The organism is Sphingomonas sp. UYEF23, from assembly GCF_040546165.1.
In the GTDB taxonomy this organism is placed as follows: Bacteria; Pseudomonadota; Alphaproteobacteria; order Sphingomonadales; family Sphingomonadaceae; genus Sphingomonas; species Sphingomonas glacialis.
This window is the reverse complement of sequence record NZ_JBEPNG010000004.1, coordinates 227156-251006: the sequence shown is the minus strand read 5'-3', so window position 1 is coordinate 251006 and position 23851 is coordinate 227156. Positions and strand designations below refer to the sequence as shown.

Annotated in this window: 26 protein-coding genes; 19 read left to right on the top strand and 7 right to left on the bottom strand. The window is 66.7% G+C overall.

The genetic code is table 11. The features are described from left to right. Positions 1-113: 113 nt before the first annotated feature. The 11 genes from ABIB28_RS10085 to ABIB28_RS10035 all read left to right on the top strand — a co-directional run bounded on the left by ABIB28_RS10085 (position 114) and on the right by ABIB28_RS10035 (position 10192). The gene (locus ABIB28_RS10085; RefSeq protein WP_133186729.1) at positions 114-536 is read left to right on the top strand and encodes a Fur family transcriptional regulator; all 423 of its coding nucleotides are present in this window, start codon (positions 114-116) and stop codon (positions 534-536) included. Beyond that, positions 520-1437, top strand: coding sequence for a lysophospholipid acyltransferase family protein (locus ABIB28_RS10080; RefSeq protein WP_133186727.1), 918 nt, complete (start codon positions 520-522; stop codon positions 1435-1437). Before ABIB28_RS10085 ends, ABIB28_RS10080 begins: the two co-directional genes overlap by 17 nt. 45 nt (positions 1438-1482) lie before the next feature. Next, entirely contained in the window at positions 1483-2817 is a 1335-nt protein-coding gene (gene miaB / locus ABIB28_RS10075) for a tRNA (N6-isopentenyl adenosine(37)-C2)-methylthiotransferase MiaB (protein ID WP_354288027.1), read from the top strand. Between the two features lie 179 nt (positions 2818-2996). Continuing rightward, positions 2997-3143 (top strand): hypothetical protein, encoded by a 147-nt coding sequence (locus ABIB28_RS10070; protein WP_157134567.1) that lies wholly within the window; start codon positions 2997-2999, stop codon positions 3141-3143. Between the two features lie 115 nt (positions 3144-3258). Continuing rightward, on the top strand, positions 3259-4260 hold the full coding sequence (locus ABIB28_RS10065; protein ID WP_189675716.1) for a PhoH family protein: 1002 nt from the start codon (positions 3259-3261) through the stop codon (positions 4258-4260). 54 nt (positions 4261-4314) lie between these two features. Further along, positions 4315-4572 (top strand): type II toxin-antitoxin system VapB family antitoxin, encoded by a 258-nt coding sequence (locus tag ABIB28_RS10060; RefSeq protein WP_354288026.1) that lies wholly within the window; start codon positions 4315-4317, stop codon positions 4570-4572. Further along, the gene (locus ABIB28_RS10055; RefSeq protein ID WP_354288025.1) at positions 4569-4967 is read left to right on the top strand and encodes a type II toxin-antitoxin system VapC family toxin; all 399 of its coding nucleotides are present in this window, start codon (positions 4569-4571) and stop codon (positions 4965-4967) included. Before ABIB28_RS10060 ends, ABIB28_RS10055 begins: the two co-directional genes overlap by 4 nt. Further along, the gene (gene ybeY, locus ABIB28_RS10050; protein ID WP_354288024.1) at positions 4967-5476 is read left to right on the top strand and encodes an rRNA maturation RNase YbeY; all 510 of its coding nucleotides are present in this window, start codon (positions 4967-4969) and stop codon (positions 5474-5476) included. The genes ABIB28_RS10055 and ybeY overlap by 1 nt, the downstream gene beginning before the upstream one ends. 9 nt (positions 5477-5485) lie before the next feature. Next, positions 5486-6415: a hemolysin family protein gene (locus ABIB28_RS10045; protein ID WP_133186715.1), complete on the top strand. Its 930-nt coding sequence runs from the start codon at positions 5486-5488 to the stop codon at positions 6413-6415. A gap of 118 nt (positions 6416-6533) precedes the next feature. Then, positions 6534-8780 carry a catalase/peroxidase HPI gene (katG, locus tag ABIB28_RS10040; protein WP_354288023.1) on the top strand — a complete coding sequence of 749 codons (2247 nt, stop codon included), beginning with the start codon at positions 6534-6536 and terminating at the stop codon, positions 8778-8780. Positions 8781-8869: 89 nt separating this feature from the next. After that, the gene (locus ABIB28_RS10035) at positions 8870-10192 is read left to right on the top strand and encodes a PQQ-dependent sugar dehydrogenase (RefSeq protein WP_354288022.1); all 1323 of its coding nucleotides are present in this window, start codon (positions 8870-8872) and stop codon (positions 10190-10192) included. A 184-nt stretch (positions 10193-10376) separates the two neighbouring features. Here the strand turns inward: ABIB28_RS10035 and ABIB28_RS10030 are convergent, their stop codons facing one another. Further along, a complete protein-coding gene (locus ABIB28_RS10030) occupies positions 10377-10679 on the bottom strand; it encodes a polyhydroxyalkanoic acid system family protein (RefSeq protein ID WP_189675722.1) in 303 nt (100 codons plus the stop codon). 10 nt (positions 10680-10689) lie between these two features. Continuing rightward, complete coding sequence (locus tag ABIB28_RS10025) at positions 10690-11106, bottom strand: VOC family protein (RefSeq protein ID WP_133186707.1); 417 nt, start codon at positions 11104-11106, stop codon at positions 10690-10692. Between the two features lie 276 nt (positions 11107-11382). On the opposite strand from ABIB28_RS10025, the gene lnt reads away from it, so the two are divergent. Together lnt and metK are read left to right on the top strand one after the other, a co-directional pair. After that, on the top strand, positions 11383-12909 hold the full coding sequence (gene lnt / locus ABIB28_RS10020) for an apolipoprotein N-acyltransferase (RefSeq protein ID WP_354288021.1): 1527 nt from the start codon (positions 11383-11385) through the stop codon (positions 12907-12909). Positions 12910-12982: 73 nt separating this feature from the next. Then, positions 12983-14203 (top strand): methionine adenosyltransferase, encoded by a 1221-nt coding sequence (metK, locus tag ABIB28_RS10015; RefSeq protein ID WP_354288020.1) that lies wholly within the window; start codon positions 12983-12985, stop codon positions 14201-14203. 42 nt (positions 14204-14245) lie between these two features. Here metK and ABIB28_RS10010 read toward each other — a convergent pair whose 3' ends face one another. From ABIB28_RS10010 to ABIB28_RS10000, 3 genes are all read right to left on the bottom strand, one after another. Continuing rightward, positions 14246-14884 carry a hypothetical protein gene (locus tag ABIB28_RS10010; RefSeq protein WP_354288019.1) on the bottom strand — a complete coding sequence of 213 codons (639 nt, stop codon included), beginning with the start codon at positions 14882-14884 and terminating at the stop codon, positions 14246-14248. Positions 14885-15012: 128 nt separating this feature from the next. Next, positions 15013-15615, bottom strand: a complete 603-nt coding sequence (locus ABIB28_RS10005; protein ID WP_354288018.1) for a phosphatase PAP2 family protein — start codon at positions 15613-15615, stop codon at positions 15013-15015. A gap of 61 nt (positions 15616-15676) precedes the next feature. Continuing rightward, entirely contained in the window at positions 15677-16486 is an 810-nt protein-coding gene (locus ABIB28_RS10000) for a formate/nitrite transporter family protein (RefSeq protein ID WP_189675728.1), read from the bottom strand. 82 nt (positions 16487-16568) lie between these two features. Between ABIB28_RS10000 and trmB the strand changes: the two genes are divergently transcribed. The 6 genes from trmB to ABIB28_RS09970 all read left to right on the top strand — a co-directional run bounded on the left by trmB (position 16569) and on the right by ABIB28_RS09970 (position 22304). Beyond that, the gene (trmB, locus tag ABIB28_RS09995; protein WP_189675729.1) at positions 16569-17258 is read left to right on the top strand and encodes a tRNA (guanine(46)-N(7))-methyltransferase TrmB; all 690 of its coding nucleotides are present in this window, start codon (positions 16569-16571) and stop codon (positions 17256-17258) included. Positions 17259-17467: 209 nt separating this feature from the next. Then, positions 17468-18217 (top strand): hypothetical protein, encoded by a 750-nt coding sequence (locus tag ABIB28_RS09990; RefSeq protein ID WP_354288017.1) that lies wholly within the window; start codon positions 17468-17470, stop codon positions 18215-18217. Next, the gene (locus tag ABIB28_RS09985; protein WP_354288016.1) at positions 18214-18501 is read left to right on the top strand and encodes a hypothetical protein; all 288 of its coding nucleotides are present in this window, start codon (positions 18214-18216) and stop codon (positions 18499-18501) included. Before ABIB28_RS09990 ends, ABIB28_RS09985 begins: the two co-directional genes overlap by 4 nt. 112 nt (positions 18502-18613) lie before the next feature. Then, entirely contained in the window at positions 18614-19111 is a 498-nt protein-coding gene (locus ABIB28_RS09980) for a 2Fe-2S iron-sulfur cluster-binding protein (RefSeq protein ID WP_140851689.1), read from the top strand. After that, complete coding sequence (locus ABIB28_RS09975) at positions 19108-20082, top strand: FAD binding domain-containing protein (protein WP_189675732.1); 975 nt, start codon at positions 19108-19110, stop codon at positions 20080-20082. Before ABIB28_RS09980 ends, ABIB28_RS09975 begins: the two co-directional genes overlap by 4 nt. Next, a complete protein-coding gene (locus tag ABIB28_RS09970; RefSeq protein ID WP_322160195.1) occupies positions 20079-22304 on the top strand; it encodes a molybdopterin cofactor-binding domain-containing protein in 2226 nt (741 codons plus the stop codon). The genes ABIB28_RS09975 and ABIB28_RS09970 overlap by 4 nt, the downstream gene beginning before the upstream one ends. 123 nt (positions 22305-22427) lie before the next feature. On the opposite strand, the gene ABIB28_RS09965 is transcribed toward ABIB28_RS09970, so the two are convergent. Together ABIB28_RS09965 and ABIB28_RS09960 are read right to left on the bottom strand one after the other, a co-directional pair. Continuing rightward, positions 22428-22700 (bottom strand): UvrB/UvrC motif-containing protein, encoded by a 273-nt coding sequence (locus ABIB28_RS09965; protein WP_354288015.1) that lies wholly within the window; start codon positions 22698-22700, stop codon positions 22428-22430. 47 nt (positions 22701-22747) lie between these two features. Further along, complete coding sequence (locus ABIB28_RS09960; RefSeq protein WP_354288014.1) at positions 22748-23830, bottom strand: GNAT family N-acetyltransferase; 1083 nt, start codon at positions 23828-23830, stop codon at positions 22748-22750. Positions 23831-23851: the final 21 nt, after the last annotated feature.

Here is a 23851-nt window from a genome sequence, read left to right as displayed (position 1 = left end):
GTACCTGCCACTGCCCCTCCCGCGACAGGGAGGGGCTCGACGGTTGGTAGATCGGGCTTGTTGCGACTCACTATCCCCTTTCGCAACAACCGCGAAGCGCCTACATCGGCCGCATGCCGCGTCATATCGATCTTGAAGCCCTGTGCGCCGAAAAAGGCCTGCGTATCACCGACCAGCGTCGCGTGATCGCGCGCGTCCTCTCCGATGCCGAAGACCATCCCGATGTCGAGAAGGTCTATGAGCGCGCCTCGGCGATCGATCCGGGCATCTCGATCGCCACCGTGTACCGCACCGTTCGCCTCTTCGAAGAGGCCGGCATCCTCGACCGCCACGATTTCGGCGACGGCCGCTCGCGCTACGAGCCCGCGCCCGAGGCGCATCACGATCATCTGATCGACGTCGAGACCGGCAAGGTCATCGAATTCGTCGATCCCGAGCTCGAGCAGCTCCAGAAGGCGATCGCCGAACGGCTCGGCTTCCGCCTGGTCGATCACCGCATGGAATTGTACGGCGTCGTCCTTGACCGCAAGAGCTGAAGCGGCTGCGGCGCGCGCCTCGGCGCGGGCCGACGCGGCCGCTGGCCGCCCGCCCCCGATCTCTTGGCTCGGCTGGGTCAGGCTGTGGACGCGCGTGAGCTTGCTCGCGGTGACGCTGCTGCTCGCGATTCCGCTGCACTATCTGTGGCGGACGGTGCGGCTTTCCTCGCCCTGGCCGCGACTGTTCCTCGGCACCGCGGCACGGATCTGCGGCGCGCGCGTGCGCGTCGTCGGCGTGCCGCTCAAGCGCGACGTCTTCTACGTTGCGAACCATGTCAGCTGGATCGACATCCTCGCGATCGCGGGGGCAAGCGGCACCGCGTTCGTCGCCAAGGCCGAGATTCGCGAAGCCCCGGTGGTCGGCTGGCTCGCCACGCTCAACCGTACCGTGTTCGTCGCCCGCGAGGATCGCCTGGGAGTCGCCGAGCAGATCAACGCCTTGCGCGAGACGCTTGCCGAGAATTGGTCGGTCACGGTGTTCCCCGAAGGCACGACCACCGACGGCCGCTCGTTGCTGCCGTTCAAGACACCGATGCTCAAGGTGCTTGAACCACCGCCACCGGGCGTCATGGTGCAGCCTGTGCTGCTCGACTACGGCCCGGTCGGTGCGGATATCGCCTGGATCGGGGACGAGACCGGCAAGGCCAATGCGATGCGGCTGCTCGCGCGGAAGGAGCGGTTCCGTGTCGCGGTGCACTTCCTCGAACCCTTCTATCCGCGCGACTTCCCGGGCCGAAAGCTGATCGCGGCCGAGAGCAAGCGGCGCATCGAAGCGGCGCTGTCGGTGGTGATGTGCGGCCCCGTCCCGCCGTTCATCGGACACGACGCCTGGGCGGGCAAAGGCGACACGCTGCCCGGCGTCCTCGCCGCCGGTCTCGAACGCCCCGCGCCGACCGCCTAGCAGGGGTTCTGCACCGGCGCTTTTGTGCCTATAGCGCCGCCGATCATGTCAGACGCCACCACCGCCCCCAAGACCGCCCCCAAGACGTACGCCGTCAAATCGTTCGGCTGCCAGATGAACGTCTATGACGGGGACCGGATGGGCGAGCTGATGGCCGCGCAAGGCCTCACGCAGGTAGATGCGAAGGACGCCGACCTCGTCGTGCTCAACACCTGCCACATCCGCGAGCGCGCGACCGAGAAGGTCTATTCGGACATCGGCCGGCTGCGCAAGGATGCCGGCAAGCAGGGCCGCAGCCCGATGATCGCAGTCGCCGGTTGCGTCGCACAGGCCGAGGGCGCCGAGATCGTGCGGCGCGCCAAGGTCGACGTCGTCGTCGGCCCGCAAGCCTATCACAACCTGCCCGACCTCGTCGCGAAGGCCGCACGCGGCGAGGCGGCGCTCGATACCGACATGCCGGTCGACCTCAAGTTCGGCCACCTCCCCGCGCGCCGCCGCGTGCCGCCGAGCGCGTTCCTCACGGTGCAGGAAGGCTGCGACAAGTTCTGCACCTATTGCGTCGTGCCCTATACGCGTGGCGGCGAAGTCTCGCGCGGTTGGGGGCAAATCGTCGACGAGGCCAAGGCGCTGGTCGACGCCGGCGCGCGCGAACTCACCCTGCTCGGCCAGAACGTCAACGCCTGGACCGATGGCGCGCGCGGCTTGCACGACCTGATCGCCGCGCTCGATGCGATCCCCGGCCTCGCCCGGATCCGCTACACGACGAGCCACCCCAACGACATGACGCAGGGGCTGATCGACGCGCATGCCAGCGTCGAGAAGCTGATGCCGTTCCTGCATCTGCCGGTGCAGGCGGGCAGCGACCGCATCCTCAAGGCGATGAACCGCAGCCATAGCCGCGACTCGTACCTGCGCATCCTCGAGCGCGTCCGCGCGGCGCGGCCGGACATCGCGTTGTCGGGCGATTTCATCGTCGGCTTCCCCGGCGAGACCGAGGCCGATTTCCGCGAAACGCTGAGCCTGGTCGACGCGGTCGGCTATGCGCAGGCGTACAGCTTCAAATACAGCCCGCGCCCCGGCACGCCCGCCGCCACGATGGGCGATCAGGTGCCGGAGGACGTGATGGACGACCGCCTCCAGCGCCTCCAGGCCGCGCTCAACCGCGACCAGGCGGCGTTCAACGCGGCGACCGTCGGGCGGACCTGCCAGGTGTTGATGGAACGCGCCGGCAAGCTGCCCGGGCAGCTGATCGGCAAGAGCCCGTGGCTGCAATCGGTCCATCTGGTGAGCGATGCCGCGATCGGCGATCTCGTCGAAGTGACGCTCGCCGAAGCCGGCGCGAACTCGATGCTCGGCCTCCTCCCGCCGTCTTCTTCCTGAAGCCCTCTCCCGCCTTCGCGGGAGAGGGTTGGGTGAGGGTCTTCTTCCTTCTTCTCCCCCGCCAACAAAGAAGAAGAAGAAGAAGCCCCTCGCCCAACCCTCTCCCAGGAAGAATGGGAGAGCGCTCAAAAAGAAGCGCCCTCTCGACACGCCTCCCCAAAAAGCGCAAAACGCAGCTTATGCCCAAACCCGCCCCGACCGAACTCGTGCCGCCGCAATGGAAGCGCAATCCGGCGGCCTTGTGGGTCTATATCGCGGCTGGCGTCGGCATGATCCTGCTCTCGGGCGGACGGATCGTGCTCGAACGGATCGGCCTGCGCCGCTGATCCTCGCACGCGCGCCCAGCGCCCTCGGGCGCCGCGTCGGAATATTCCGATCGCCACCTATCTATCCGCGCCGCGATCCCTACCTTTTGCTCACCCTCCGACGTTAAGGAACCGCATGAGCCGCAAGCCCGTCCCCGCGCAATCCGGTGATCGTAGCCGCACCGAACTCGTGTTCGATCGTCCCCAATTGATGGCGCAGCTGTTCGGCGAATTCGACCAGAACCTGCTCGCGCTCGAGAACAAGCTTGGCGTCTACATCACCGCGCGCGGCAACAAGGTCGGGCTCGAGGGCAGTGCAGAGGCGGTCGCCCAGGCGCGCGACGTGCTCCACGGGCTCTACAACCGCATCGTGCGTGGCGAAGTCGTCGACACCGGGCTGATCGACGCGGTGATCGCGATGTCGAGCGAGCCGACGCTTGCCGGGATCATCCAGGCCGATGCTGGCGGTGGTGCCGTCCCGCAGATCATGATCCGTACGCGCAAGAAGACGATCGTCCCGCGCACGATCGCGCAGGCGCATTACATGCGGCAACTGCTCAACAACGACATCATCTTCGCACTCGGGCCAGCGGGCACCGGCAAGACCTATATCGCAGTGGCGCAAGCGGTAGCGCAGCTCATCACCGGCAGCATCCAGCGGCTCATCCTGTCGCGCCCTGCGGTCGAGGCGGGCGAGAAGCTCGGCTTCCTCCCCGGCGACATGAAGGAGAAGGTCGATCCCTACCTTCGCCCGCTCTACGACGCGCTCAACGACTGCCTCCCCGCCGAGCAGGTCGAGCGCCGCATCGCCTCGGGCGAGATCGAGATCGCGCCGATCGCCTTCATGCGCGGACGCACGCTGGCGGACGCCTTCATCATCCTCGACGAGGCGCAGAACACCACGCCCGCGCAGATGAAGATGTTCCTCACCCGCTTCGGCGAGAACAGCCGCATGGTTGTATGCGGCGATCCCAAGCAGACCGATCTGCCCGGGGGCATGAATGCGTCCGGGTTGAACGATGCGGTCGGGCGGCTCGAAGGCGTCGAAGGCCTGTCGATCTGCCGCTTCGGCTCGGCCGACGTCGTGCGGCACCCGATCGTCGGACGCATCGTCGAGGCGTATGAAGGCGCGAGTTGATTGAAAGCGGGGATATCCTGACCTATAAGGTCTGGATATCCCCGGAGACGGAAGATGGCATCGCTCTACATCAAGGATGAGGAAACCGCTGCCCTGGTGACTCGCGTCGCCGAGCGGTCGGGCCTCACCAAGACGGCGCTTGTTCGCGAACTCGCCGCGGCGCGAGAGGCCGAGCTCGACCGCGCCGCGCCGCAAATGTCGGCGCGCGAGAAACTGCATGCGTTGTGGGCCAGCCACACCTTTCCGCCAACGGCGGGCGCAGACGCCGACAAGGCGTTCTTCGACGAGATGTGGGGCGAGGCCCCGGATTGACCCTCTTCGTCGATGCCTCCGCGCTCGTCGCCATGATCACCAACGAACCGGAGCGCGACCGCTTCCGTCAAACCGTGCTCGCGGAAGCCGATTCGCTCTGGTCTGCGATGTCGTGCTGGGAAACCGTAAGCGCGGTACGCAAGCGCGGCAATTTGTCGGTGCCGGAAGCGCGCGCGTTGGTGGAGGAGTCGGCCGAGTTGCTGGGCTTGCGTTTGGTCGATGTCGGATCGACGGAACTGATCGCTGCACTCGACGCTTACCAGACGTATGGCCGCAACAGTGGGCACCCCGCCAAGCTCAAGATGGGCGACTGTTTCGCCTACGCCTGCGCCAAGACTCACAACGCAAGCCTGCTCTACAAGGGCAACGACTTTGCAAAGACGGACCTTGCCTGATGCTTGAAATCGCCCTCTCCCAAGAAGACGTCTGGCCCGAGCACGACTGGGAAGCGCTCGCCACCCGCGCCGCGACCGCTGCAATCTCGCGCACACCGTATGGCGAACTCGCGACCGGCGCCGCCACCGTCGAAATCTCGATCCGCCTCGCCACCGACGCCGAGGTGCAGGTTCTGAACGCGCAATATCGCCAGAAGGACAAGCCGACTAACGTGCTCTCCTTCCCGATGGTCCAGGCCGACCTGCTCGAAACGGTCGGCGAGAACAGCGACGATGGCGAGGTGTTGCTCGGCGACATCGTGCTCGCGCACGAGACCTGCGCGCGCGAGGCGATGGAAAAAGGCGTCAGCCTCGAAGATCACGCAACGCATTTAATCGTGCATGGCACGCTGCATTTGCTAGGCTATGATCACATGGTCGGCATGGAGGCCGAGGCGATGGAGGCGATCGAGATCGACGCGCTGAAGAGCCTCGGGCTTGCCGATCCCTATTTGATCGAAGAGGACTGAACGACCGCCATGCCCGACGGCCAAAGTACGACCGGCACCGCCAGCCATTTAGGCGGTGCCCAGCACGCGGAAACCAGCATCTGGCGGAGCTTCCGCAGCTGGATCTCGGGTCACACCGGCGACGAATCGCTCCGCGCGACGCTCGAGGAAGCGATCGACGCGCATGAGGATGACCCCGCGCCCGACGCCAAGGGCGATCTCTCCCCGCTCGAACGCACGATGGTGCGCAACCTGCTCCATTTCGGCGAGCGCGATGCCGGCGACGTCGGCGTGCCGCGCGCCGATATCGTCGCGGTCGAGGAGCGCACCAGCTTCGCCAACCTCGTCGCCTTGTTCGCCGAGGCCGGCCACAGTCGCCTGCCGGTCTATCGCGAGAAGCTCGATACGATCATCGGCATGGTCCATATCAAGGACGTGTTCGCGATCCTTGCGACTGGCGCGCCGCATCCGCCGAGCATCGCCGAGCTGATCCGCGAGCCGCTCTACGTGCCGATGTCGCGCGGCGCGCTCGATCTGCTCGCCGACATGCGTACAAAACGCGTCCATCTCGCGATCGTGCTCGACGAATATTTCGGCACCGAAGGCCTCGTCACGATCGAGGATCTGATCGAGGAAATTGTCGGCGATATCGAGGACGAGCACGACGACGCCCCCGAGGCGCTGCTCGTCCCGCTCGACGGCGGGGCCTGGGAAGCCGATGCGCGTGCCGAATTGGAAGATGTCGGCGAGACGATCGACCCGCGGCTCGCCGAGGTCGATGGCGACATCGACACGATCGGCGGCCTTGCCGCGGTGCTTGCGGGGCATGTGCCGCAAGTCGGCGAATGCATCGTGCATGACAGCGGCTGGACGCTCGAAGTGACCGCCGCCGACACACGCCGCGTGCTGGGCTTGCGCCTGCATCCGCCCAAGGCCGAACCCGAGGGTCGCGATGGCTGACGGCCGACCGCAGAAATCACCCGGTCGATCACTCTCTGCGGTTTAATGCATTTCCTCGATCTTCGCGTCCATGCCACTCTCCGTGTCGAGATTACCAAGCCTCGACATGGAGAGAATCATGGACGCCATTACCTCAGGCAGCCCGCTGAGCGACCCGAGCAAGGAGCCCGCCGCGCTCCGCTCGTTGCTCGGCCGCACCAATCGCGATTGGTGGCCCAACCAGCTCAGCCTCGAAATCCTTCAGCAGAACGGCCTGTCGGGCAACCCGATGGGCGACGACTTCGATTATGCCGAAGCCTTCAACACGCTCGACTACGCCGCAGTGAAGCGCGACCTGACCGCGCTGATGACCGACAGCCAGCCGTGGTGGCCGGCCGATTACGGGCATTACGGCCCGTTCTTCATCCGCATGGCGTGGCACAGCGCCGGCACCTATCGCACCGGTGACGGTCGCGGCGGCTCGTCGTCGGGCTCGCAGCGCTTTGCACCGCTCAACAGCTGGCCGGACAACGGCAACCTCGACAAGGCGCGCCGCCTGTTGTGGCCGATCAAGGCGAAGTACGGCAAGCAGCTGAGCTGGGCCGATCTGTTCATCATGGCCGGCAATGTCGGGATCGAATCGATGGGCGGCCCGGTGTTCGGCTTCGGTGGCGGACGCGAGGACGTGTTCGAACCGCTCAAGGACATCTACTGGGGCACCGAAGAAGAGTGGCTCGGTGAGACCCGCATCAACGAGGAATCGGGCAAGGCGTTCGAAAACCCGCTCGCCGCGATCCAGATGGGCCTCATCTACGTCAACCCGGAAGGCCCCGGCGGCTGCCCGAACCCGCTGGGCTCGGCGCGCGACATGCGCGAGACCTTCGCGCGCATGGGGATGAACGACGAGGAAACCGTCGCGCTCACGGCCGGCGGTCACACCTTCGGCAAGGCGCATGGCGCGGGCGATGCCTCGCTCGTCGGCGTCGAGCCGGAAGGCGCCGACATCGCGACGCAGGGCATGGGCTGGGTGTCGACGCACGGCACCGGCATGGGCGACGACACGATCACGTCTGGGATCGAAGGCGCCTGGACGCCGACGCCGATCACCTGGGACCAGACCTATTGGGACATGCTGCTCGACCACGAATATGAGCTGGTGAAGAGCCCGGCGGGCGCGCACCAGTGGCAGCCGGTCGGCAACCCCGAGGAAACGCTCGCCCCAAAGGCGCACACGCCCGGCGTCAAGGTCCCGACGATGATGACGACCGCCGACATGGCGCTCAAGAAGGACCCGGCGTACCTCGAGATCAGCAAGCGCTTCCAGAAGGACCCGGCGGCGTTCGCGGACGCTTTCGCGCGCGCCTGGTTCAAGCTGACGCATCGCGACATGGGGCCGAAGGTCCGCTATCTCGGCCCCGACGTTCCCGCCGAAGACCTGATCTGGCAGGACCCGATCCCCGCCGCCAACTATGCGCAGATCGACGAAAGCGACGTGCCCGGCCTCAAGAAGGCGATCGCCAATTCGGGGCTTTCGGTTGCCGAGCTGGTGACGACGGCCTGGGCCTCGGCCTCGACCTATCGCCATTCGGACCATCGCGGCGGCGCCAACGGCGGGCGCATCCGCCTGGCGCCGCAGAAGGACTGGGAGGTCAACCAGCCTGAGCAGCTCGCCAACGTGCTGGCTGTCTATGACGGCATCAAGGCCGATTTCGACGGCAAGAGCGAGAAGAAGGTGTCGATCGCCGATCTGATCGTGCTTGGTGGTTCGGTCGGTGTCGAGGCGGCTGCCAAGGCGGCTGGCCATGCGATCGAAGTGCCCTTCACGCCGGGTCGCACTGACGCCTCGGCCGAGCAGACCGATGCCGCGAGCTTCGACGTGCTCGAGCCCAAGGCCGATGGCTTCCGCAATTATCTCTCGGTCAAGTTCAGTGTTCCGACCGAGGAATTGCTGGTCGACCGCGCGCAGTTGCTGGGTCTCAGCTCGCCTGAGATGGCGGTGCTCGTCGGTGGCCTGCGCGTCATCGGCGCCAACCACCCCAAGGCTGAGAAGCACGGCGTCTTCACCGACCGCAAGGGCCAGCTGACCAACGACTTCTTCGTCAATCTGCTCGACATGCAGACGGCGTGGAAGCAGCTGAGCGACGACAGCGACGAGGAATATCTTGGCACGCTGCGCGAGACCGGCGAGGAAAAGTGGACCGCCTCGCGCACCGACCTGGTGTTCGGCGCCAACTCGCAGCTCCGCGCACTGGCCGAGGTCTATGCCTCGGGCGACGCTGGTGACAAGTTCGTGCACGACTTCGTCAAGGCGTGGGTCAAGGTGATGAACGCCGACCGCTTCGACCTGGCCTCGGGCCACGTCCGCGGCGAGCCTGCGGTCGCCTGATACGAACGGAGCCCCTCCCCGAAAGGGGGGGGGCTATCTTTCGCGAGAACGCGCTTCCCCTGCCCGTCTTCGCCCCCTATTTCGCATCCATGCGCAAACATATCCTCATCATTCTCGCGATCGTCGTCCTGGTTGCCGGCGGCGTCCTCTGGTGGGTGCTCCAGCCCGAACCCGCGCAGCTTCCGCTGAGCGCAGTCGAAGGTGACCGCCCGACGATCTCGCCCCCGCGCGAGCAGACCATCCCGACCGTCAAGGTCGCCGATCGCGTCGGCTGGCAGAACGGCGCGATGCCGGTCGCCGCGCCCGGCCTCAAGGTCGCCGCCTTCGCCACCGGGCTCGATCATCCGCGCTGGCTCTACCGCTTGCCCAATGGTGACGTGCTCGTTGCCGAGACCAATTCGCCGCCGCGCGCTACCAAGGGGGTGGCCGACGTCGTGATGGGCTATCTGATGAAGAAGGGCGGCGCCGGCGTCGCCTCGCCCAACCGCATCACGCTGCTCCGCGACACCAATGGCGACGGCGTGGCCGAAACGCGCACCGTGCTGATCTCGGGGCTCAACTCGCCCACCGGCATGGCACTGCTCGACGGCCAGCTCTACATCGCCGATACCGACGCGCTGGTCCGCGTGCCCTTCACCCCCGGCCAAACCAAGATCACCGCCAAGCCCGAAAAGGTCATCCCGCTCGTCGGCGGCGGCAATCACTGGGCGCGCACGCTGCTCGCCGGGCCCGATGGGCTGCTCTATGTCGGCGTCGGTTCGTCGAGCAACATCGCCGACAACGGTCTCGACGCCGAGAAATTCCGCGCCAACATCCTTCAGGTCGATCCCAAGGCGAAGACCTTCCGCGTGTTTGGCGCGGGGCTCCGCAACCCGCAGGGCATGGCGTTCGAGCCCAAGTCGGGCGCTTTGTGGGTCGCGGTCAACGAGCGCGACATGCTCGGCTCGGACATCGTCCCCGATTACATCACGCGCGTCGGGCTCGGCGACAATTTCGGCTGGCCCTGGTATTATTGGGGCGGCTATCCCGACGCCCGCGTGAAGCCCGAAAACCCCGCGCTGCAGGAATATTCGAAGCGCCCCGATTACGCGATGGGCCCACACGTCGCAGCGCTCGGCCTGACCTTCGCGGCCGATGCCAAGCTCGGCGGCAAGTTCAGCAACGGCGCGTTCGTCGGCGAGCACGGCTCGTGGAACCGCGTCCCGGTGTCGGGCTACAAGGTCGCGTTCGTGCCGTTCGGTGGCAACGGATTCCCGGTCAAGGGCAGCAAGCCGGTCGACGTGCTGACGGGCTTCCTCAACGCCAAGGGCGACGCGCAAGGGCGCCCGGTCGGGGTGATCACCGACCAAGCCGGCGCGCTGCTGGTCGCGGACGATGTCGGCAACACGATCTGGCGCGTAACCGCGAAATAGGCACTTTCGTTCCTAGCCCTCTCCCGCCCTTCGCGGGAGAGGGTTGGGTGAGGGCCTTCTTCTGCCTTCCCCGGCCCAACAAGAAGACCCTCACCGACTACGACTAGGCTCGCGCCGAAGAAGCGCGACCCAAGTCTCCGTAGCCTCTCCCGCGTGCGGGAGAGGTAGGAGCAGAAAAAGACCCCTATTCCAGCATCTTCGGCGCTTCCTTCGCCAGCTTCGCCTTAATCTTGTCGGCAAAGAGCCGCAGGAAGATCGGCAGGTCGATCTCGGCGCGCACCTTGGCGTCCCCCACCGTCAACCGGCTCGCAACGCGCTGGCCGAGCGCGGCGACCGTGAAGTGCATCGTGTCACCCTCCCAGCGGTGATCGACCGAGGTCGCGCCGGGCACCATCTCGACGATCTTGCCGACCCCGCCCTCGACGCGCGCGCGAGCGCCCGCCAGGCCGAGCTTATGCGGAATTTCGAGGGTGATCGGGTCGCTCATCACATATCCTTCATGTCGCGAAGATCATCGCGTCATCGGCAAACGCCTTGAACTCGAGCGCGTTGCCCGAGGGGTCATAAAAGAACATCGTGGCCTGCTCGCCCGGCTGCCCGACGAAGCGCAGATGCGGCGCGATCCCGAAGCGCGTGCCGGCCGCAGTCAGCCGGTCGGCGAGGGCCTGCCAGTCGGGCATCGTCAGCACGACGCCGAAATGCGGCACCGGCACGTCATGCCCGTCGACCGCGTTCGACACCGCGACGGCTTTCGCCGAGGGATCGAGATGCGCGACGATCTGGTGGCCATAAAGATCGAAATCGATCCACGCGTCGGAACTTCGCCCCTCGCGGCAGCCGAGCGTCTCGCCATAAAAGGCGCGCGCGGCGGCGAGATCGTGGACCGGAAAGGCGAGGTGGAAGGGACGTGTCATAAACGCGCCCTACCAAATCCTCCCCCGCAGGGGGAGGGGGACCATTTTGCCTCTTCCGGCAAAATGGTGGAGGGGGCGTGCCGCGGGCGTACCGCTCGTGGAGAGCCCCCTCCACCACCAGCCTGAAGAAGGCTGGTGTGCGAGCCCGAATATGTCCCCCGGACACATTCTTGGCCTGCCGGGGGCAGGCCAACGCTCGCACACCCCCTCCCCGTTCCGGGGAGGATCGAAGCGCGACGTTGCGTTGCCTGCCCGATCCCGCGATAGCCGCACGCGATGACCCAACGCCCCGCGCTCTTCTCGTTCCTGCTCGGCGGAATCGCCGCGGTCGGCTTCGCGCCGCTCGGGTGGTGGCCCGTCACGCTCGGCTGCCTCGCCGCGTGGATGTGGCTCGTCCATCAGGCGCCGAACCGTCGCGCAGCGCTGTGGCGCGGCTGGCTGTTCGGCTTCGCGCATTTCGCGATCGGCAATAACTGGATCGCCAAGGCGTTCACCTTCCAGGATGCGATGCCGCACGCGCTCGGGTCGGTCGCGCCCGCATTGCTGTCGCTCTATCTCGCGATCTTCCCGATGGCGGCGGCGACGGTGGCGTGGAAGCTGCGCCGCCCGGTGCTCGACGCGAGCTATGTCCTGATCTTCGCCACCGCCTGGATCGCCACCGAATATCTGCGCGGGACGCTGCTCACCGGCTATCCGTGGAACCCGCTGTCCGAGATCTGGCTCCCGCTGATCGGCGTCGCGCGCGGCGCGCAGTGGATCGGCACCTATGCACTCTCGGGCGTCACGCTCCTCGTTGCGGGCGCGCTACTGCTGGCACTGCGCCGCGACTGGCGCCTGCCCGCCGCGGTCGTCGCCCTGCTCGCGATCCTGACGCTCGGCTCGCTCGCCCCGGCGATCGCCCCCAGCGCGCCGAACGCCCCGCGGGTCCGCGTCGTCCAGCCCAATGCCGCCGACGAGCAACGTCCGCGTGACGATTATGCCGAGACCAACCTGCAGGCGCTCGTCAGGCTGAGCGGAAAGCCAGGCCCCGCCCCGCGCCTGATCGTCTGGCCCGAAGGTGCGCTGCGCTATCTGCCCGAAGACGGCTATCCCTTCCAATATTACGCCGACGACCCTGCGTTCGTCCGCCGCCGCATCGCCGCCCCGCTCGGACCCCGCGACGTCGTGCTGACCGGCGGCAACGCGCTCCGCTTCGACGCGGCCGGAAAGGTGCGCAGCGCGACCAACTCGATCTTCGCGATCGACGCGAACGCGCGCATCCTCGGCCGCTACGACAAGGCGCACCTCGTCCCGTTCGGCGAATACCTCCCGGCGCGCCCGCTGCTCTCGGCGATCGGCCTCTCGCGGCTCGTCCCCGGCGAGTTCGATTTCGCGCCCGGCTACGGCGCCGACGGGCTCGACCTCCCCGCCTTCGGCCGCGTCGGGTTCCAGCTCTGCTACGAAATCATCTTCTCCGGAGAAGTCGTCCAGAGCGGGCACCGCCCGGCCTTCCTCTTCCAGCCGTCGAACGACAGCTGGTACGGCTATTGGGGCCAGGCCGAACATCTGGCCCAGGCCCGGATGCGCGCGATCGAGGAAGGCCTGCCCGTCATCCGCGCGACACCGACCGGCATCTCGGCGATCATCGACGCGCAGGGCCGCATCGTCGCGTCGATCCCGGCGGACACGGCCGGCGCGATCGAGCGCCCCATTCCCCCCGCGGCTCGCCCGACCCTCTTCGCGCGTATGGGCAATGCGATGGCGGTGTTGATCGGGATCATCCTGGCGCTCGCGGCATTTGCATTGCGCCGCCTGGCACGATAGGGCGTCATATAAGGAAAGCTTTATATCAGGCATGGCAACGGCCGAAGCTCTCCTCAACATGAGGATCCCACGCATGCGTTCCAATTTTCTCTTCACCTCCGAGTCGGTCTCGGAAGGCCATCCCGACAAGGTCGCCGACCAGATCAGCGACACGATCGTCGACCTGTTCCTCGGCAAGGACCCCTATGCGCGCATCGCGTGCGAGACGCTGACCACGACCAACCTCGTCGTCCTCGCGGGTGAAATCCGCTGCAAGGGCGTCTACGAGAACGGCCAGTGGGCCGATGGCGCGCTCGAGGAAATCGAGGCCGCCGTCCGCAACACCGTCAAGGAAATCGGCTACGAGCAGTCGGGCTTCCACTGGGACAAGTTCACCTTCCAGAACAATCTCCACGGCCAGTCGGCGGAAATCGCGATGGGCGTCGATGAAGGTGCCAACAAGGACGAAGGCGCCGGCGACCAGGGCATCATGTTTGGGTACGCCACCGACGAGACCCCGGGCCTGATGCCCGCGACGCTCTATTACAGCCACAAGATCCTCGAGCGCCTCGCTGCCGATCGCCATTCGGGTGCGGCACACTTCCTCGAGCCCGACGCCAAGAGCCAGGTCACGCTTGAATATGAGAACGAAGTGCCCGTCCGCGCGACCGCGCTCGTCGTCTCGACGCAGCACAAGGCGGGCTATTGCCTGCAGGGCGACAACGCCAATCCGGCGCTGTACGAAGAACTGCGCGCCTATGTCAGCGGCGTGATGCATGACGTCCTTCCCGACGGCTTCATCAGCGATAAGACCGCGATCTACATCAACCCGACGGGCGCGTTCGAAATCGGCGGCCCTGACGGCGACGCAGGCGTCACCGGGCGCAAGATCATCGTCGACACCTACGGCGGCGCAGCCCCGCATGGCGGCGGCGCGTTCTCGGGCAAGGATCCGACCAAGGTCGATCGCTCGGCCGCCTATGTCGCGCGCTACATGGCGAAAAACGTCGTCGCTGCCGGCCTCGCACGGCGCTGCACGATCCAGCTGTCGTACGCGATCGGTATCGCCGAGCCGCTGTCGCTCTATGTCGACCTGCACGGCACGGGCACCGTTCCCGAAGCCAAGATCGAGGAAGTGCTGCCCAAGCTCGTTCGCCTGACGCCGAAGGGCATCCGCGAGCATCTCAAGCTCAACGCGCCGATCTACAAGCGCACCGCAGCCTATGGCCATTTCGGGCGCGAGCCCGATGCCGATGGCTTCACCTGGGAAAAGACCGATCTGGTCGACGCGCTCAAGAGCGCCGTCGCCGCCTGATCGAACGCCGAGCGCGGGGTCATCCCGCGCTCGGCACGGTCGTTACGGCCGGTTGGCCGAGAAGACCGACGGATCGAACCGCGCCGGCAGCGCGCGCGGCCCCTGCGGCGGCGCTTCTGTTCCGGCTCGTGCGGTCTGCGCCGACCCGGGTTGCACGCCGAAGTGCAGATCATCGGCCAGATAGGCGGTGATCGGTGAATCGGCGGGGAGCCGCCCGCTGGTGCCGTGAATGAACATCATCGGCCACGATACGAACAGCGCGCCGCCAATCGCCAGCACGCCTTGATCCAAGCCCTGCCGCGCAGAACGCCCCGAGATGCGGACAGGCCCCGACGGCGTCTCGACATAATCGAGCCGGACCTCGAGTTCACCACGCTTGCCGAAATTTCCGCTTCGCTCGGACCGCATCACTTCGCCAACCGCGATCGATCCGACCGGCACGACGACCTGGCCGCGATAGATCAGCGCTTCGGCCACCTCGAGATAGAAGCGATCGCCCGAATGCACGTCCTTGGTGTTGAGTTCGTTACGCGTCTTGAGCTGCAACGGCATACCGATCGGGAAATACGCCGAGGGGCCCGTCGCCGTCACCGGCGCGGCCCAATGCACGCTATATTGCGCCGCCGCGACCGACGGGATGCTCGCCGCGAGCGCAAGGATCGTCCAACACGTCAACTTCATCACAACGCCCCCGTTTGTCGCAGATTGAGCGTTCTGATAATTCAACCGCGTTTATCGGCACTTAGGATACGCGCTGAAGGCGTGGTTAAGCATCTTGACCTGCTCATAGCGCGGGCGTCACACGACGCTCAGCGGGTGCGCTTGAAAAGGCGAACCAAGGCCGGTTCGGCAGCGCGGATGATCATGCTCGTCGCCTTCTGCGCGATAAAGCCGACCGCCGCCCCGGCGACGGTATCGAAAATATAGTGCTTCCCGCGCGGCATCTGCACCGCCGCGACCCCTGCCGCCACCGCATAGGCGGGCGCGATCGCCGCGGGAACGTCATGCGCGATCGCACCCGCCACCGCGACTGCACCGGCGGTATGGCCCGAGGGGAACGACGTATCGCCGTGCGCCGCGCTCTTGCCCGGCGCGAAGCGGTGCTCGCCGGTCTCGATTGCCTTTTGCGGACGAGTGCGGTCGATCGAGCGCTTGATGCCGTTCTTGATCGCGGTGGCGAGCACCTCGCTCGCCAGCATCCGCACGCCATTGCGGATCACCGTCGGACGGCGCAGCACCGCACCGACGACGATCGTCCCGACGCCGAGCAACAGCAACGGCGGCTGGTCGGCAACTTCGCTCGCCGCTCCGGCCAGCTTGACCACCGGCGTGTCGCGATGCGCCGCGGCGCGGTGCGTGACCTTGCGGTCGGCGCGGGCGATTTTCCGCACGGCCTTGGCGATCTTGCTCATGTCGCTATTCCTCTTGTGTCGCACGCCCAACGCCGCGGGCGGCGGATTGGCTCCGCCCGGATCAGGCGCCTTCTTCCTGCACCTGCGCATGCGCCAGCACCGCGAACAGGCCGGCCCCGCCGAACAAATTGCCGAGCACCGCGGGCACGAGGAACGCCAGCGCCTGGCCCCCGCCGATCTTGCCCGAAAAGAGCAGCAGGAAGGTCTCGCTCGACCCGACCACCGAATGGCTGAACCCGCCGATCGCGACGACATAGACGATCCCGAACACCACCAGGAAGGCCTGTTCGCGCGCATTGGGCAAGGTCCAGGCAACGATCGCGATCAGGAAGCCCGCTGGCACCGCATTGATGAAGGTATCGAGCGCGCCGTGCTCGGTGATCTTCATCGACACTTCGAGCATCGCCGCGCGCATTGCGGGATCGCCGAGCTCGAGCGTCGCAAACGCCCACGCAACGAGCGCGGTCCCGAGCAGATTGCCCCCCAGCACCACGCCCCACAGCCGCAAGGTCCGCCCGAGCGCAGCCCATGACGGCTCGGTCACGAGCGGCAGCATCGCGGTCACCGTGCTCTCGGTAAACAATTGCATCCGCCCGAGGATCACCATCAGGAAGCCGATCGGATAGCCGATCGCGATCAGCAGCGGCCGCGCCGGGGATGGCGCGGTGTGCGCCGCGATCGCCGCCTCGGCGATTAGCGAGGCGTTGATCGCCAGCCCCCCCGCCAGCCCCGACCAGAACAGCGAGGTGATCGGGCGTTCGAGTTCCTCTTGCCCTTCCTCGCGCACCGCTCGGTGCAGCTCGCGCGCATTGGCGGCCTTCAGTTCCTCGACGTCGCCGCCCTCGGTTTGCTCTTGATTGGTGTCCGCCATCATGTCCGCCACTTCGTTGATGCGCTGTAACGACCGTAACGGGACTTTGCTCCGAACGCTGCGCTCGCTAGAGGCTGCGCGGATGACCGATCCGATGACGACCCGCCGCCTCTATGGCCGCCGCCAGGGGCACAAGCTCCGCCTGGGCCAGGCCGATTTGGTCGAGCGCCTGCTCCCCGAAATCAGCGTTCCCGAAGAAGGTCCGCTCGATGCCACCACGCTGTTCGGCAAGGATTGCCCGCTCGAGGTCGAGATCGGCTTCGGCGCGGGCGAGCATCTCGCCGGCCAGGCGATGGCGCGGCGCGAGACGGGGTTCATCGGCTGCGAGCCGTTCCTCAACGGCGTCGTCGGCGCGCTGACGCATGTCCGCGACGAAGAGCTCGACAATGTCCGCCTCCACATGGGCGATGCGCTCGACGTGCTCGAGCGCCTGCCCGATGCGTCTTTGTCGCGCGTCTACCTGCTCCACCCCGATCCGTGGCGCAAAGCGCGCCACGCCAAGCGGCGGATGGTCAATCACGGCCCGCTCGATCTGATCGCGGCCAAGCTCAAGCCCGGCGCCGAATTCCGGCTCGGCACCGACGATCCGACCTATTGCCGCTGGGCGATGATGGTGCTCGGGCAACGCCGCGATTTCGTGTGGAGCGCGCAAACAGCCGCTGATTTCCTCACCCGCCCCGACGACTGGCCCGAGACGCGCTACGAACGCAAGGCACGCCGTCAGGGACGCGAGGTCTGGTACTTCCGCTACATCTACCAGCCAGCGGCATAACCGCTCCCCTCGTCGCGCTGCGCGCACGCCGTACGGCGGGAGCGGAACCCTCGGTCCTGCTGCCTCGTTCGACGCGGGTGCATCCAGCCCCCGAGGGAAATTCAACCGTGTCCACCGTCCGGCGCCTGCTGGCGACCGCTTTGAGCTGCTGCCTCTTTTCGAGCACGAGCGCGATTGCGCAGTCCTGCCCCGCGGGCGGATTCGATTACATGGGCGTGCCGATCGCGTTCAGCCCTGATCACGCGGCCTATTATTTCGCGACCGACCACAAACTCGTCGACGCCGATGGTGCGCCCAACGCCTATCACCCCGCCGACGTGCCCAACACTTGCCCCGCGACGGGGCGCGGGATCGATTGCCTCGCCGCGGCGGGCTATCCCGACGGGTCGTGGTGGCAGACCGTGCTCGTCGCCGACCCTGAAGATCCGACCCGGCCAGCGATCCAGCAGGACGGGCCGTACAAGGGCTTTTTCGTCTCGATGACGTCGCTTCGGAACACCGCGTTCGCCGGGCCCGCGAGCACCGCCAGCTATGTCGATGCCGCGGCGATCCCGTATATCGTGCTCCCCGCGCCGATCTATCGCACCGATGGCATGGGCGAGATGGGCGATATCGGCTTCGCGACCAACCTCGATACCGGCCAGACGACGCCGTTCGTCATCGCCGACGAAGGCCCGGTCGAACGGCTCGGCGAGGCGTCGGTCGCGTTCTGGCACGCGCTCGGCGTCCAGGCGCCCAACCCGCGCAACGGCGAGGGGCTGCCCGACGGGCGGATCGCCTATGTCGTCTTCCCGGGAAGCGCCAAGGACGCCAAGATCGGCTGGCCGATCGACAAGGCCGCGCTCGCCCGCGAAGCGCGCACGCGGCTCGACGCGGTCGGTGGACTCGCCGCACTGCGATCGTGCGCACAGCCGAAGACCGAGATCGCCTCGGCGTCGGCCGTGCGGCTGAGCAAATGATCGCGCTGCCGTCGCTGGCTTTGGCGCTGGCGGCCACGACGCCTTTGCACGCAAAGGCATGGACGCCACACTCCGCCGCCGCCTTGCTCGATGCGAGCTTCCCGAGCGAGCAGGCCTGCCAGACCGCGCTCGACTCCGCGCGCGAGCATGAGCGCCTCACCCCGTCCAAGCCAGTCCACGATCTCAGCTACGCGCGGCTGTTCGCGCAGGCGCGCTGTGGGAGTGCGGTGCGCAAGACCGGCATCGTCTGGCGGATCCGCATGCACTGGCCGCGCCGCGCTTGACCGAACGCGACCGGCCGATGCCGGGCAGCGAGGATCGGCGCGCAATATCTCCCCGCGTGCGGACCTGAATTCCGAAATGCGCGTTTACCTCGCCGAACCGCAGGGGTCTGACATGCACTTCACCATCAATGGAACGGCCTACACCGCCGAACCCGACATTCGAACCTCGCTGCTCGATCTGCTGCGCGAGCATCTTGGCCTGACCGGCTCGAAAAAGGGCTGCGATCACGGCCAGTGCGGCGCATGTACGGTGCTCGTCAACGGCCGCCGCATCAACAGCTGCCTGTCGCTCGCGGTGATGCACCAGGACGACGAGATTACCACGATCGAAGGTCTCGGCACACCCGAGGATCTGCACCCGCTGCAAGCCGCGTTCGTCAAGCATGACGGCTACCAGTGCGGTTATTGCACCCCGGGGCAGATCTGCTCGGCGGTCGGCATGCTCGACGAGGTCAAGAAGGGCTGGCCGAGCCATGTCAGCGAGACACTCGGCGACGTTGAGTTCAACGATGGCGAAATCTCCGAGCGGATGAGCGGCAACCTCTGCCGCTGCGCCGCCTATCCCAACATCGTCGACGCGATCCGCGACGTGGCGGAGGCCAAGGCATGAAGACCTTCACATACGAAAAGCCCGCGAGCGTCGAGGAAGCCGTCGGCTTCGTCGGCGCGGGCACGCGCTTCATCGCGGGCGGCACCAATTTGCTCGACTTGATGAAGCTGCAGGTCGAGACGCCCGACAAGCTCGTCGACATCAGCCGGCTCGATCTCGCCAAGATCGAAGACACCGACAACGGCGGCCTGCTGATCGGCGCGCTCGTCCCCAACAGCGATCTCGCCGCCGACACTCGCGTGCGCGAGAAATACGAAGTGCTCAGCCGCGCCCTGCTCGCGGGCGCCTCGGGCCAGCTGCGCAACAAGGCGACGACCGGCGGCAATCTGCTCCAGCGGACGCGCTGCTACTATTTCTACGACCCCGCAATGGCGTGCAACAAGCGCACACCCGGCAGCGGCTGCTCGGCGATCGGCGGATACAATCGCATCCTCGCGATCCTCGGCGCCAGCGACTCGTGCATCGCCACGCACCCCGGCGACATGCCCGTCGCGATGCGCGCGCTCGACGCGACGATCATCACGCTCACCCCGGGCGGCGACCGCCGCCGGATCAGCATCCACGATTTCTATCGCCTCCCCGGCGACACGCCCGAAATCGAGACCGTGCTGGAGCCCGGCGAGCTGATCACGCATGTCGAACTGCCCGCCCCCGTCGCCGGCAAGCAGCTTTACCGCAAGGTCCGCGACCGCGCGTCTTATGCGTTCGCTTTGGTCTCGGTCGCCGGGCTCGTCTCGGTCGAGAACGGCAAGATCGCCACGGCACAGCTCGCTTTCGGCGGGCTCGGGCCGATGCCGTGGCGCGACAGCCGCGTCGAGGAAGCGCTGATCGGCATGGCGCCGTCCGACGAAGTCTTCGCCGCGGCGGCAGATATCCTACTCGCCGATGCACAGGGCTACGGGTCGAACGACTTCAAGATCCCGCTGATGAAACGCACGCTGATCGCGTGCCTGCGTGAGTTGACCGCATGAGCAACACCAACAGCCTCAAGATGGACAAGCCCGTCCCCGCCAGCCTGCTCGACAGCGGCAGCCAGGGGATCATCGGCCGCCCGCTCGACCGCAAGGACGGCCCGCTCAAGGTCACTGGCCAGGCGACCTATTCGGCCGAATACCAGATCCCCAACCTCGCCTACGGCTATCTCGTCGGCACCAAGTTCGGGCGCGGCAAGGTCACCAAGGTTGATGCCGACAGCGTCCGCGCGATCCCCGGCGTGATCGACGTCGTCACCGACTTCAAGACCTTCCTGCAGAACTCGCAGCAGGGCGGCGAAACCAGCGCCCCGACGCAGGGCGTGCAGGACGTCCATTATTTCGGCGAGATCGTCGCGATCGTGCTCGCCGAAAGCTACGAAGCCGCGCGCGACGCCGGCATTCGCCTCAAGGTCGAATATGAGGAAGCCGAAGGCCGTTTCGATTTCGAGGCCCACAAGGACGAAACCACCAAGCCGCCGCCCAACACCATCCCCGCACACTTCAAGCAGGGCGATGTCGAGAAAGCGATGGCGGACGCCGCGATCTCGGTTGATGTCACCTATACAACGCCGAGCCAGAACAGCTCCGCGATGGAGCCGCACGCCTCGATCGCGGTGTGGGACGAGGATGGCGCGCTGACGCTGTACGGCTCGTACCAGATGCCGACCTCGGACAAGAGCCAGCTCGCCAAGTCGCTCGGCGTCAGCGACAAGAAGGTCCGGATCATCGCGCATTACATCGGCGGCGGGTTCGGCTCGAAGCTCGGCATCGCGCCCGAATCGGTCGCCGCCGCGGTTGCCGCAAAGCAGCTCGGCCGCCCGGTCAAAGCCGTGATGACGCGCCCGCAAGTGTTCGAAACCACCGTTCGACGCTCGAACACCGAGCAGCGCGTGCGCTTTTCGGTTGATGGCGCGGGCAAGCTGACCGGCGTCGGCCATGAGACGCTAACGAGCAACCTCCCCGGCGAAGGCTTTTTCGAGCCGACCGGCATCGGCACGCATTTCGCCTATTCGGGCGAGAACCGGCTGATCAACCATGATCTGGTCGAGCTCGACTGGCTGTTGTCGGGCTCGATGCGCGCGCCGGGCGAAGCGGTCGGGATGATGGCGACCGAGGCTGCGCTCGACGAACTGTGCCACAAATTGGGCGTCGACCCGATCGACTTCTGGAAGCAGAACGAGCCGAGCGAGGACCCCGAGGAGAACATTCCCTTCTCGACGCGCCAGCTCGTCCGCTGCCTGGAAGAGGGCGCAGAAAAGTTCGGCTGGTCGAAGCGCAACGCGACGCCGGGCCAGGTGCGCGACGGCGAGTGGATGATCGGCATGGGCGTCGCCATTGCGGTGCGGACCAACATGCTGATGGAATCATCGGCCAAGGTCGCGATCGACGCCAATGGCCGCGCGACCGTCAGCTCGGCGATGACCGACATCGGCACCGGCAGCTACACGATTCTCGGCCAGATCGCCGGCGAACTGCTCGGGCTTCCGCTCGATCAGGTCAGCGTCGTGCTCGGCGATACCGATCTGCCTGACGCGGCCGGCTCCGGCGGCTCGTGGGGCGCAGGGTCGAGCGGCTCGGCGGTCTATCTCGCGTGCGAGATGCTGCGCGAGAAGCTCGCCAAGGCGATGGGCTGCGACCCCGAAGCGCTGACGCTCAAGGACGGCCAGGCGATCGCCGACAACCGCCAGGTCTCGCTCGGCTCGCTCGTCGGCGACGGGATCGAGGCGATCGGCTCGATCGCACCGGGCAAGATGGAGAAGGAGCGCAAGCAATCGAGCTATGGCGCGCATTTCGTCGAGGTCGGCGTCAATGCGACCACCGGCGAAGTCCGCGTCCGGCGGATGCTCGGCGTGTTCTCGGCAGGCCGCATCCTCAATGCGAAGACTGCGCGCTCGCAGTGCCTCGGCGGGATGACCTTCGGGATCGGCGCTGCGCTGACCGAGGATCTCGTCCACGACCCGCGCAACGGCAAGTTGGTGAACCACGATCTCGGCGAATATCACGTGCCGGTGAATGCCGACGTGCCGCAGATCGAGGTGCATTTCCTCGAGGAGCGCGACCAGTTCGCCAACCCGATCCATGCCAAGGGGATCGGCGAGCTCGGCATTTCTGGTTGCGGCGCAGCGATCGGCAATGCGGTGTTCAACGCAACGGGCATCCGAGTGCGCGACTATCCGATTACGGTCGACAAGCTGCTGGATCACTTGCCGCCGGTGTGATCCGCTCCCCACGCCCGTCACCCCAGCCTTGTGCCGGAGCCCACCGGGGAGCGCGCGCCACGACCACAATACGCGGGTCACGGTGGGCCCCGGCACAAGGCCGGGGTGACGACAGCGCGCTAATCACCGCTTGCGCGAACGCCCTTTGGTCATCGGATCGGGCTTGACCGGCTTCTTCCAGCCCGGCGGCGGTGTCATCCGTTGCTGGCTCGTCCCCAGCCCCATTGCGCCGGGCTGCTGGCGGATCAGGCCGACGGTCTCGGCCTCGGCGGCTTCCGCGGCGCTGGCGCCGCCGCGCAGCAAAGCGAGCTGGTCGCGCAGTCGCCGCGCTTGCTCGAAATCGAGCGCCTCCGCCGCAGCTTCCATTTGAATCCGAACGCGTTCGATCTCATCCATGCGCGTCTAAACGCCGCGAGACCGGCTTGGGTCCTGTCGTCGCTGCCTTACCCGCCCGGATTGCCGCTCGCCGCCCAGCGCCCCTTGAGCATCGCGCCGACAAACGCCGGCACACCGGGCCGTACCAGCAGCCAATCGCGCAACGCCGGGCCCTGCTCCGCGCCGAGCGTCGTCTTGTAGCCGCTGTCGCCCGCGCCCCAATCGACGCTGCGCAAGCCTGCCGCCCGCGCCCGCACGAGGTTACGATACGAGAGCAGCTTGCCCGGCGAATGCTTGGCGAACGCCGGATCATAGCTGTTGGCGATCGCATAGCGCGTCGTGCCGGCATCGAGATCGAACGAAAACGCCGCCGGCGCACCATCGATGCTCAGCACCGCGGCCGACAGCATCGCGGCGACGACCGGATCGCGCGCCACTTCTCGCCAGAAGCCGCCATGCCCCTCGTCCGTGAACTTGGCATCGCGACCATCGGTCCTCGCCGCGATCCAGCTCTTCCGCTCGACCGCCGCAAGCTCATCGAACGCCGCATCCCACTCCCCTGCGTCGACGAAGCGCCAGTCGAGTTCGCCATGCTCGGCGAGATGCTTCTCGTGAAAGCGGTTCTTGCGCAGCGTCGATCCGCGCGGCCAGTCGGGCTGCTGCAGATCGAGCACGAAGCTGTTCGCGACGAAGCGGTCGAGCACTGCCCACCCCTTTGCGCGCGCCCGCGGCAGCAGCGCCTCGAGTGCCGGATCGCCATCGACCACCGGGCCGATCCGCAATGCGTTGACGCTGCGCGCGAGCATGTCGAGCAAGGCATCGACCGCAGGCACCTCGGCGTGGCGGTGAATCGGAAAGCTGCGAAATGGCCAATAGCTTCCCGGGATCGTCGCGACCCGCGCGATCGCCGGTCCGACTCGCACGAACGGCAGCGCGATCACCGGCAGGTCGTCTTCCTCGACCATTATCGTCCGCGCCGCCCCGCCATACGCCGCAAGCGCCGCCGCATACCAGGCATAGCGCAGGAACGCATGGCTCGGTGCCGCTGCATCGGCAACGATGTCGATCGCGCCCGACAGCCCGGCGCCCACGCTGGCACGCGTGCGCGACGGCAGCCGGGTGAAGTCGGAGAGCAGCATCGGCTTGGTCATTGGAACACGTCTAAAGCAGCA

Bases quoted from the DNA above. Each gene is read 5' to 3' on its own strand.
- ABIB28_RS10085 (WP_133186729.1), top strand. From the start codon at position 114: ATGCCGCGTCATATCGATCTTGAAGCCCTGTGCGCCGAAAAAGGCCTG.
- miaB (WP_354288027.1), top strand. From the start codon at position 1,483: ATGTCAGACGCCACCACCGCCCCCAAGACCGCCCCCAAGACGTACGCC.
- ABIB28_RS10070 (WP_157134567.1), top strand. From the start codon at position 2,997: ATGCCCAAACCCGCCCCGACCGAACTCGTGCCGCCGCAATGGAAGCGC.
- ABIB28_RS10065 (WP_189675716.1), top strand. From the start codon at position 3,259: ATGAGCCGCAAGCCCGTCCCCGCGCAATCCGGTGATCGTAGCCGCACC.
- ABIB28_RS10060 (WP_354288026.1), top strand. From the start codon at position 4,315: ATGGCATCGCTCTACATCAAGGATGAGGAAACCGCTGCCCTGGTGACT.
- ybeY (WP_354288024.1), top strand. From the start codon at position 4,967: ATGCTTGAAATCGCCCTCTCCCAAGAAGACGTCTGGCCCGAGCACGAC.
- ABIB28_RS10045 (WP_133186715.1), top strand. From the start codon at position 5,486: ATGCCCGACGGCCAAAGTACGACCGGCACCGCCAGCCATTTAGGCGGT.
- katG (WP_354288023.1), top strand. From the start codon at position 6,534: ATGGACGCCATTACCTCAGGCAGCCCGCTGAGCGACCCGAGCAAGGAG.
- ABIB28_RS10035 (WP_354288022.1), top strand. From the start codon at position 8,870: ATGCGCAAACATATCCTCATCATTCTCGCGATCGTCGTCCTGGTTGCC.
- ABIB28_RS10030 (WP_189675722.1), bottom strand. From the start codon at position 10,679: ATGAGCGACCCGATCACCCTCGAAATTCCGCATAAGCTCGGCCTGGCG.
- ABIB28_RS10025 (WP_133186707.1), bottom strand. From the start codon at position 11,106: ATGACACGTCCCTTCCACCTCGCCTTTCCGGTCCACGATCTCGCCGCC.
- lnt (WP_354288021.1), top strand. From the start codon at position 11,383: ATGACCCAACGCCCCGCGCTCTTCTCGTTCCTGCTCGGCGGAATCGCC.
- metK (WP_354288020.1), top strand. From the start codon at position 12,983: ATGCGTTCCAATTTTCTCTTCACCTCCGAGTCGGTCTCGGAAGGCCAT.
- ABIB28_RS10010 (WP_354288019.1), bottom strand. From the start codon at position 14,884: ATGAAGTTGACGTGTTGGACGATCCTTGCGCTCGCGGCGAGCATCCCG.
- ABIB28_RS10005 (WP_354288018.1), bottom strand. From the start codon at position 15,615: ATGAGCAAGATCGCCAAGGCCGTGCGGAAAATCGCCCGCGCCGACCGC.
- ABIB28_RS10000 (WP_189675728.1), bottom strand. From the start codon at position 16,486: ATGGCGGACACCAATCAAGAGCAAACCGAGGGCGGCGACGTCGAGGAA.
- trmB (WP_189675729.1), top strand. From the start codon at position 16,569: ATGACCGATCCGATGACGACCCGCCGCCTCTATGGCCGCCGCCAGGGG.
- ABIB28_RS09990 (WP_354288017.1), top strand. From the start codon at position 17,468: ATGGGCGTGCCGATCGCGTTCAGCCCTGATCACGCGGCCTATTATTTC.
- ABIB28_RS09985 (WP_354288016.1), top strand. From the start codon at position 18,214: ATGATCGCGCTGCCGTCGCTGGCTTTGGCGCTGGCGGCCACGACGCCT.
- ABIB28_RS09980 (WP_140851689.1), top strand. From the start codon at position 18,614: ATGCACTTCACCATCAATGGAACGGCCTACACCGCCGAACCCGACATT.
- ABIB28_RS09975 (WP_189675732.1), top strand. From the start codon at position 19,108: ATGAAGACCTTCACATACGAAAAGCCCGCGAGCGTCGAGGAAGCCGTC.
- ABIB28_RS09970 (WP_322160195.1), top strand. From the start codon at position 20,079: ATGAGCAACACCAACAGCCTCAAGATGGACAAGCCCGTCCCCGCCAGC.
- ABIB28_RS09965 (WP_354288015.1), bottom strand. From the start codon at position 22,700: ATGGATGAGATCGAACGCGTTCGGATTCAAATGGAAGCTGCGGCGGAG.
- ABIB28_RS09960 (WP_354288014.1), bottom strand. From the start codon at position 23,830: ATGACCAAGCCGATGCTGCTCTCCGACTTCACCCGGCTGCCGTCGCGC.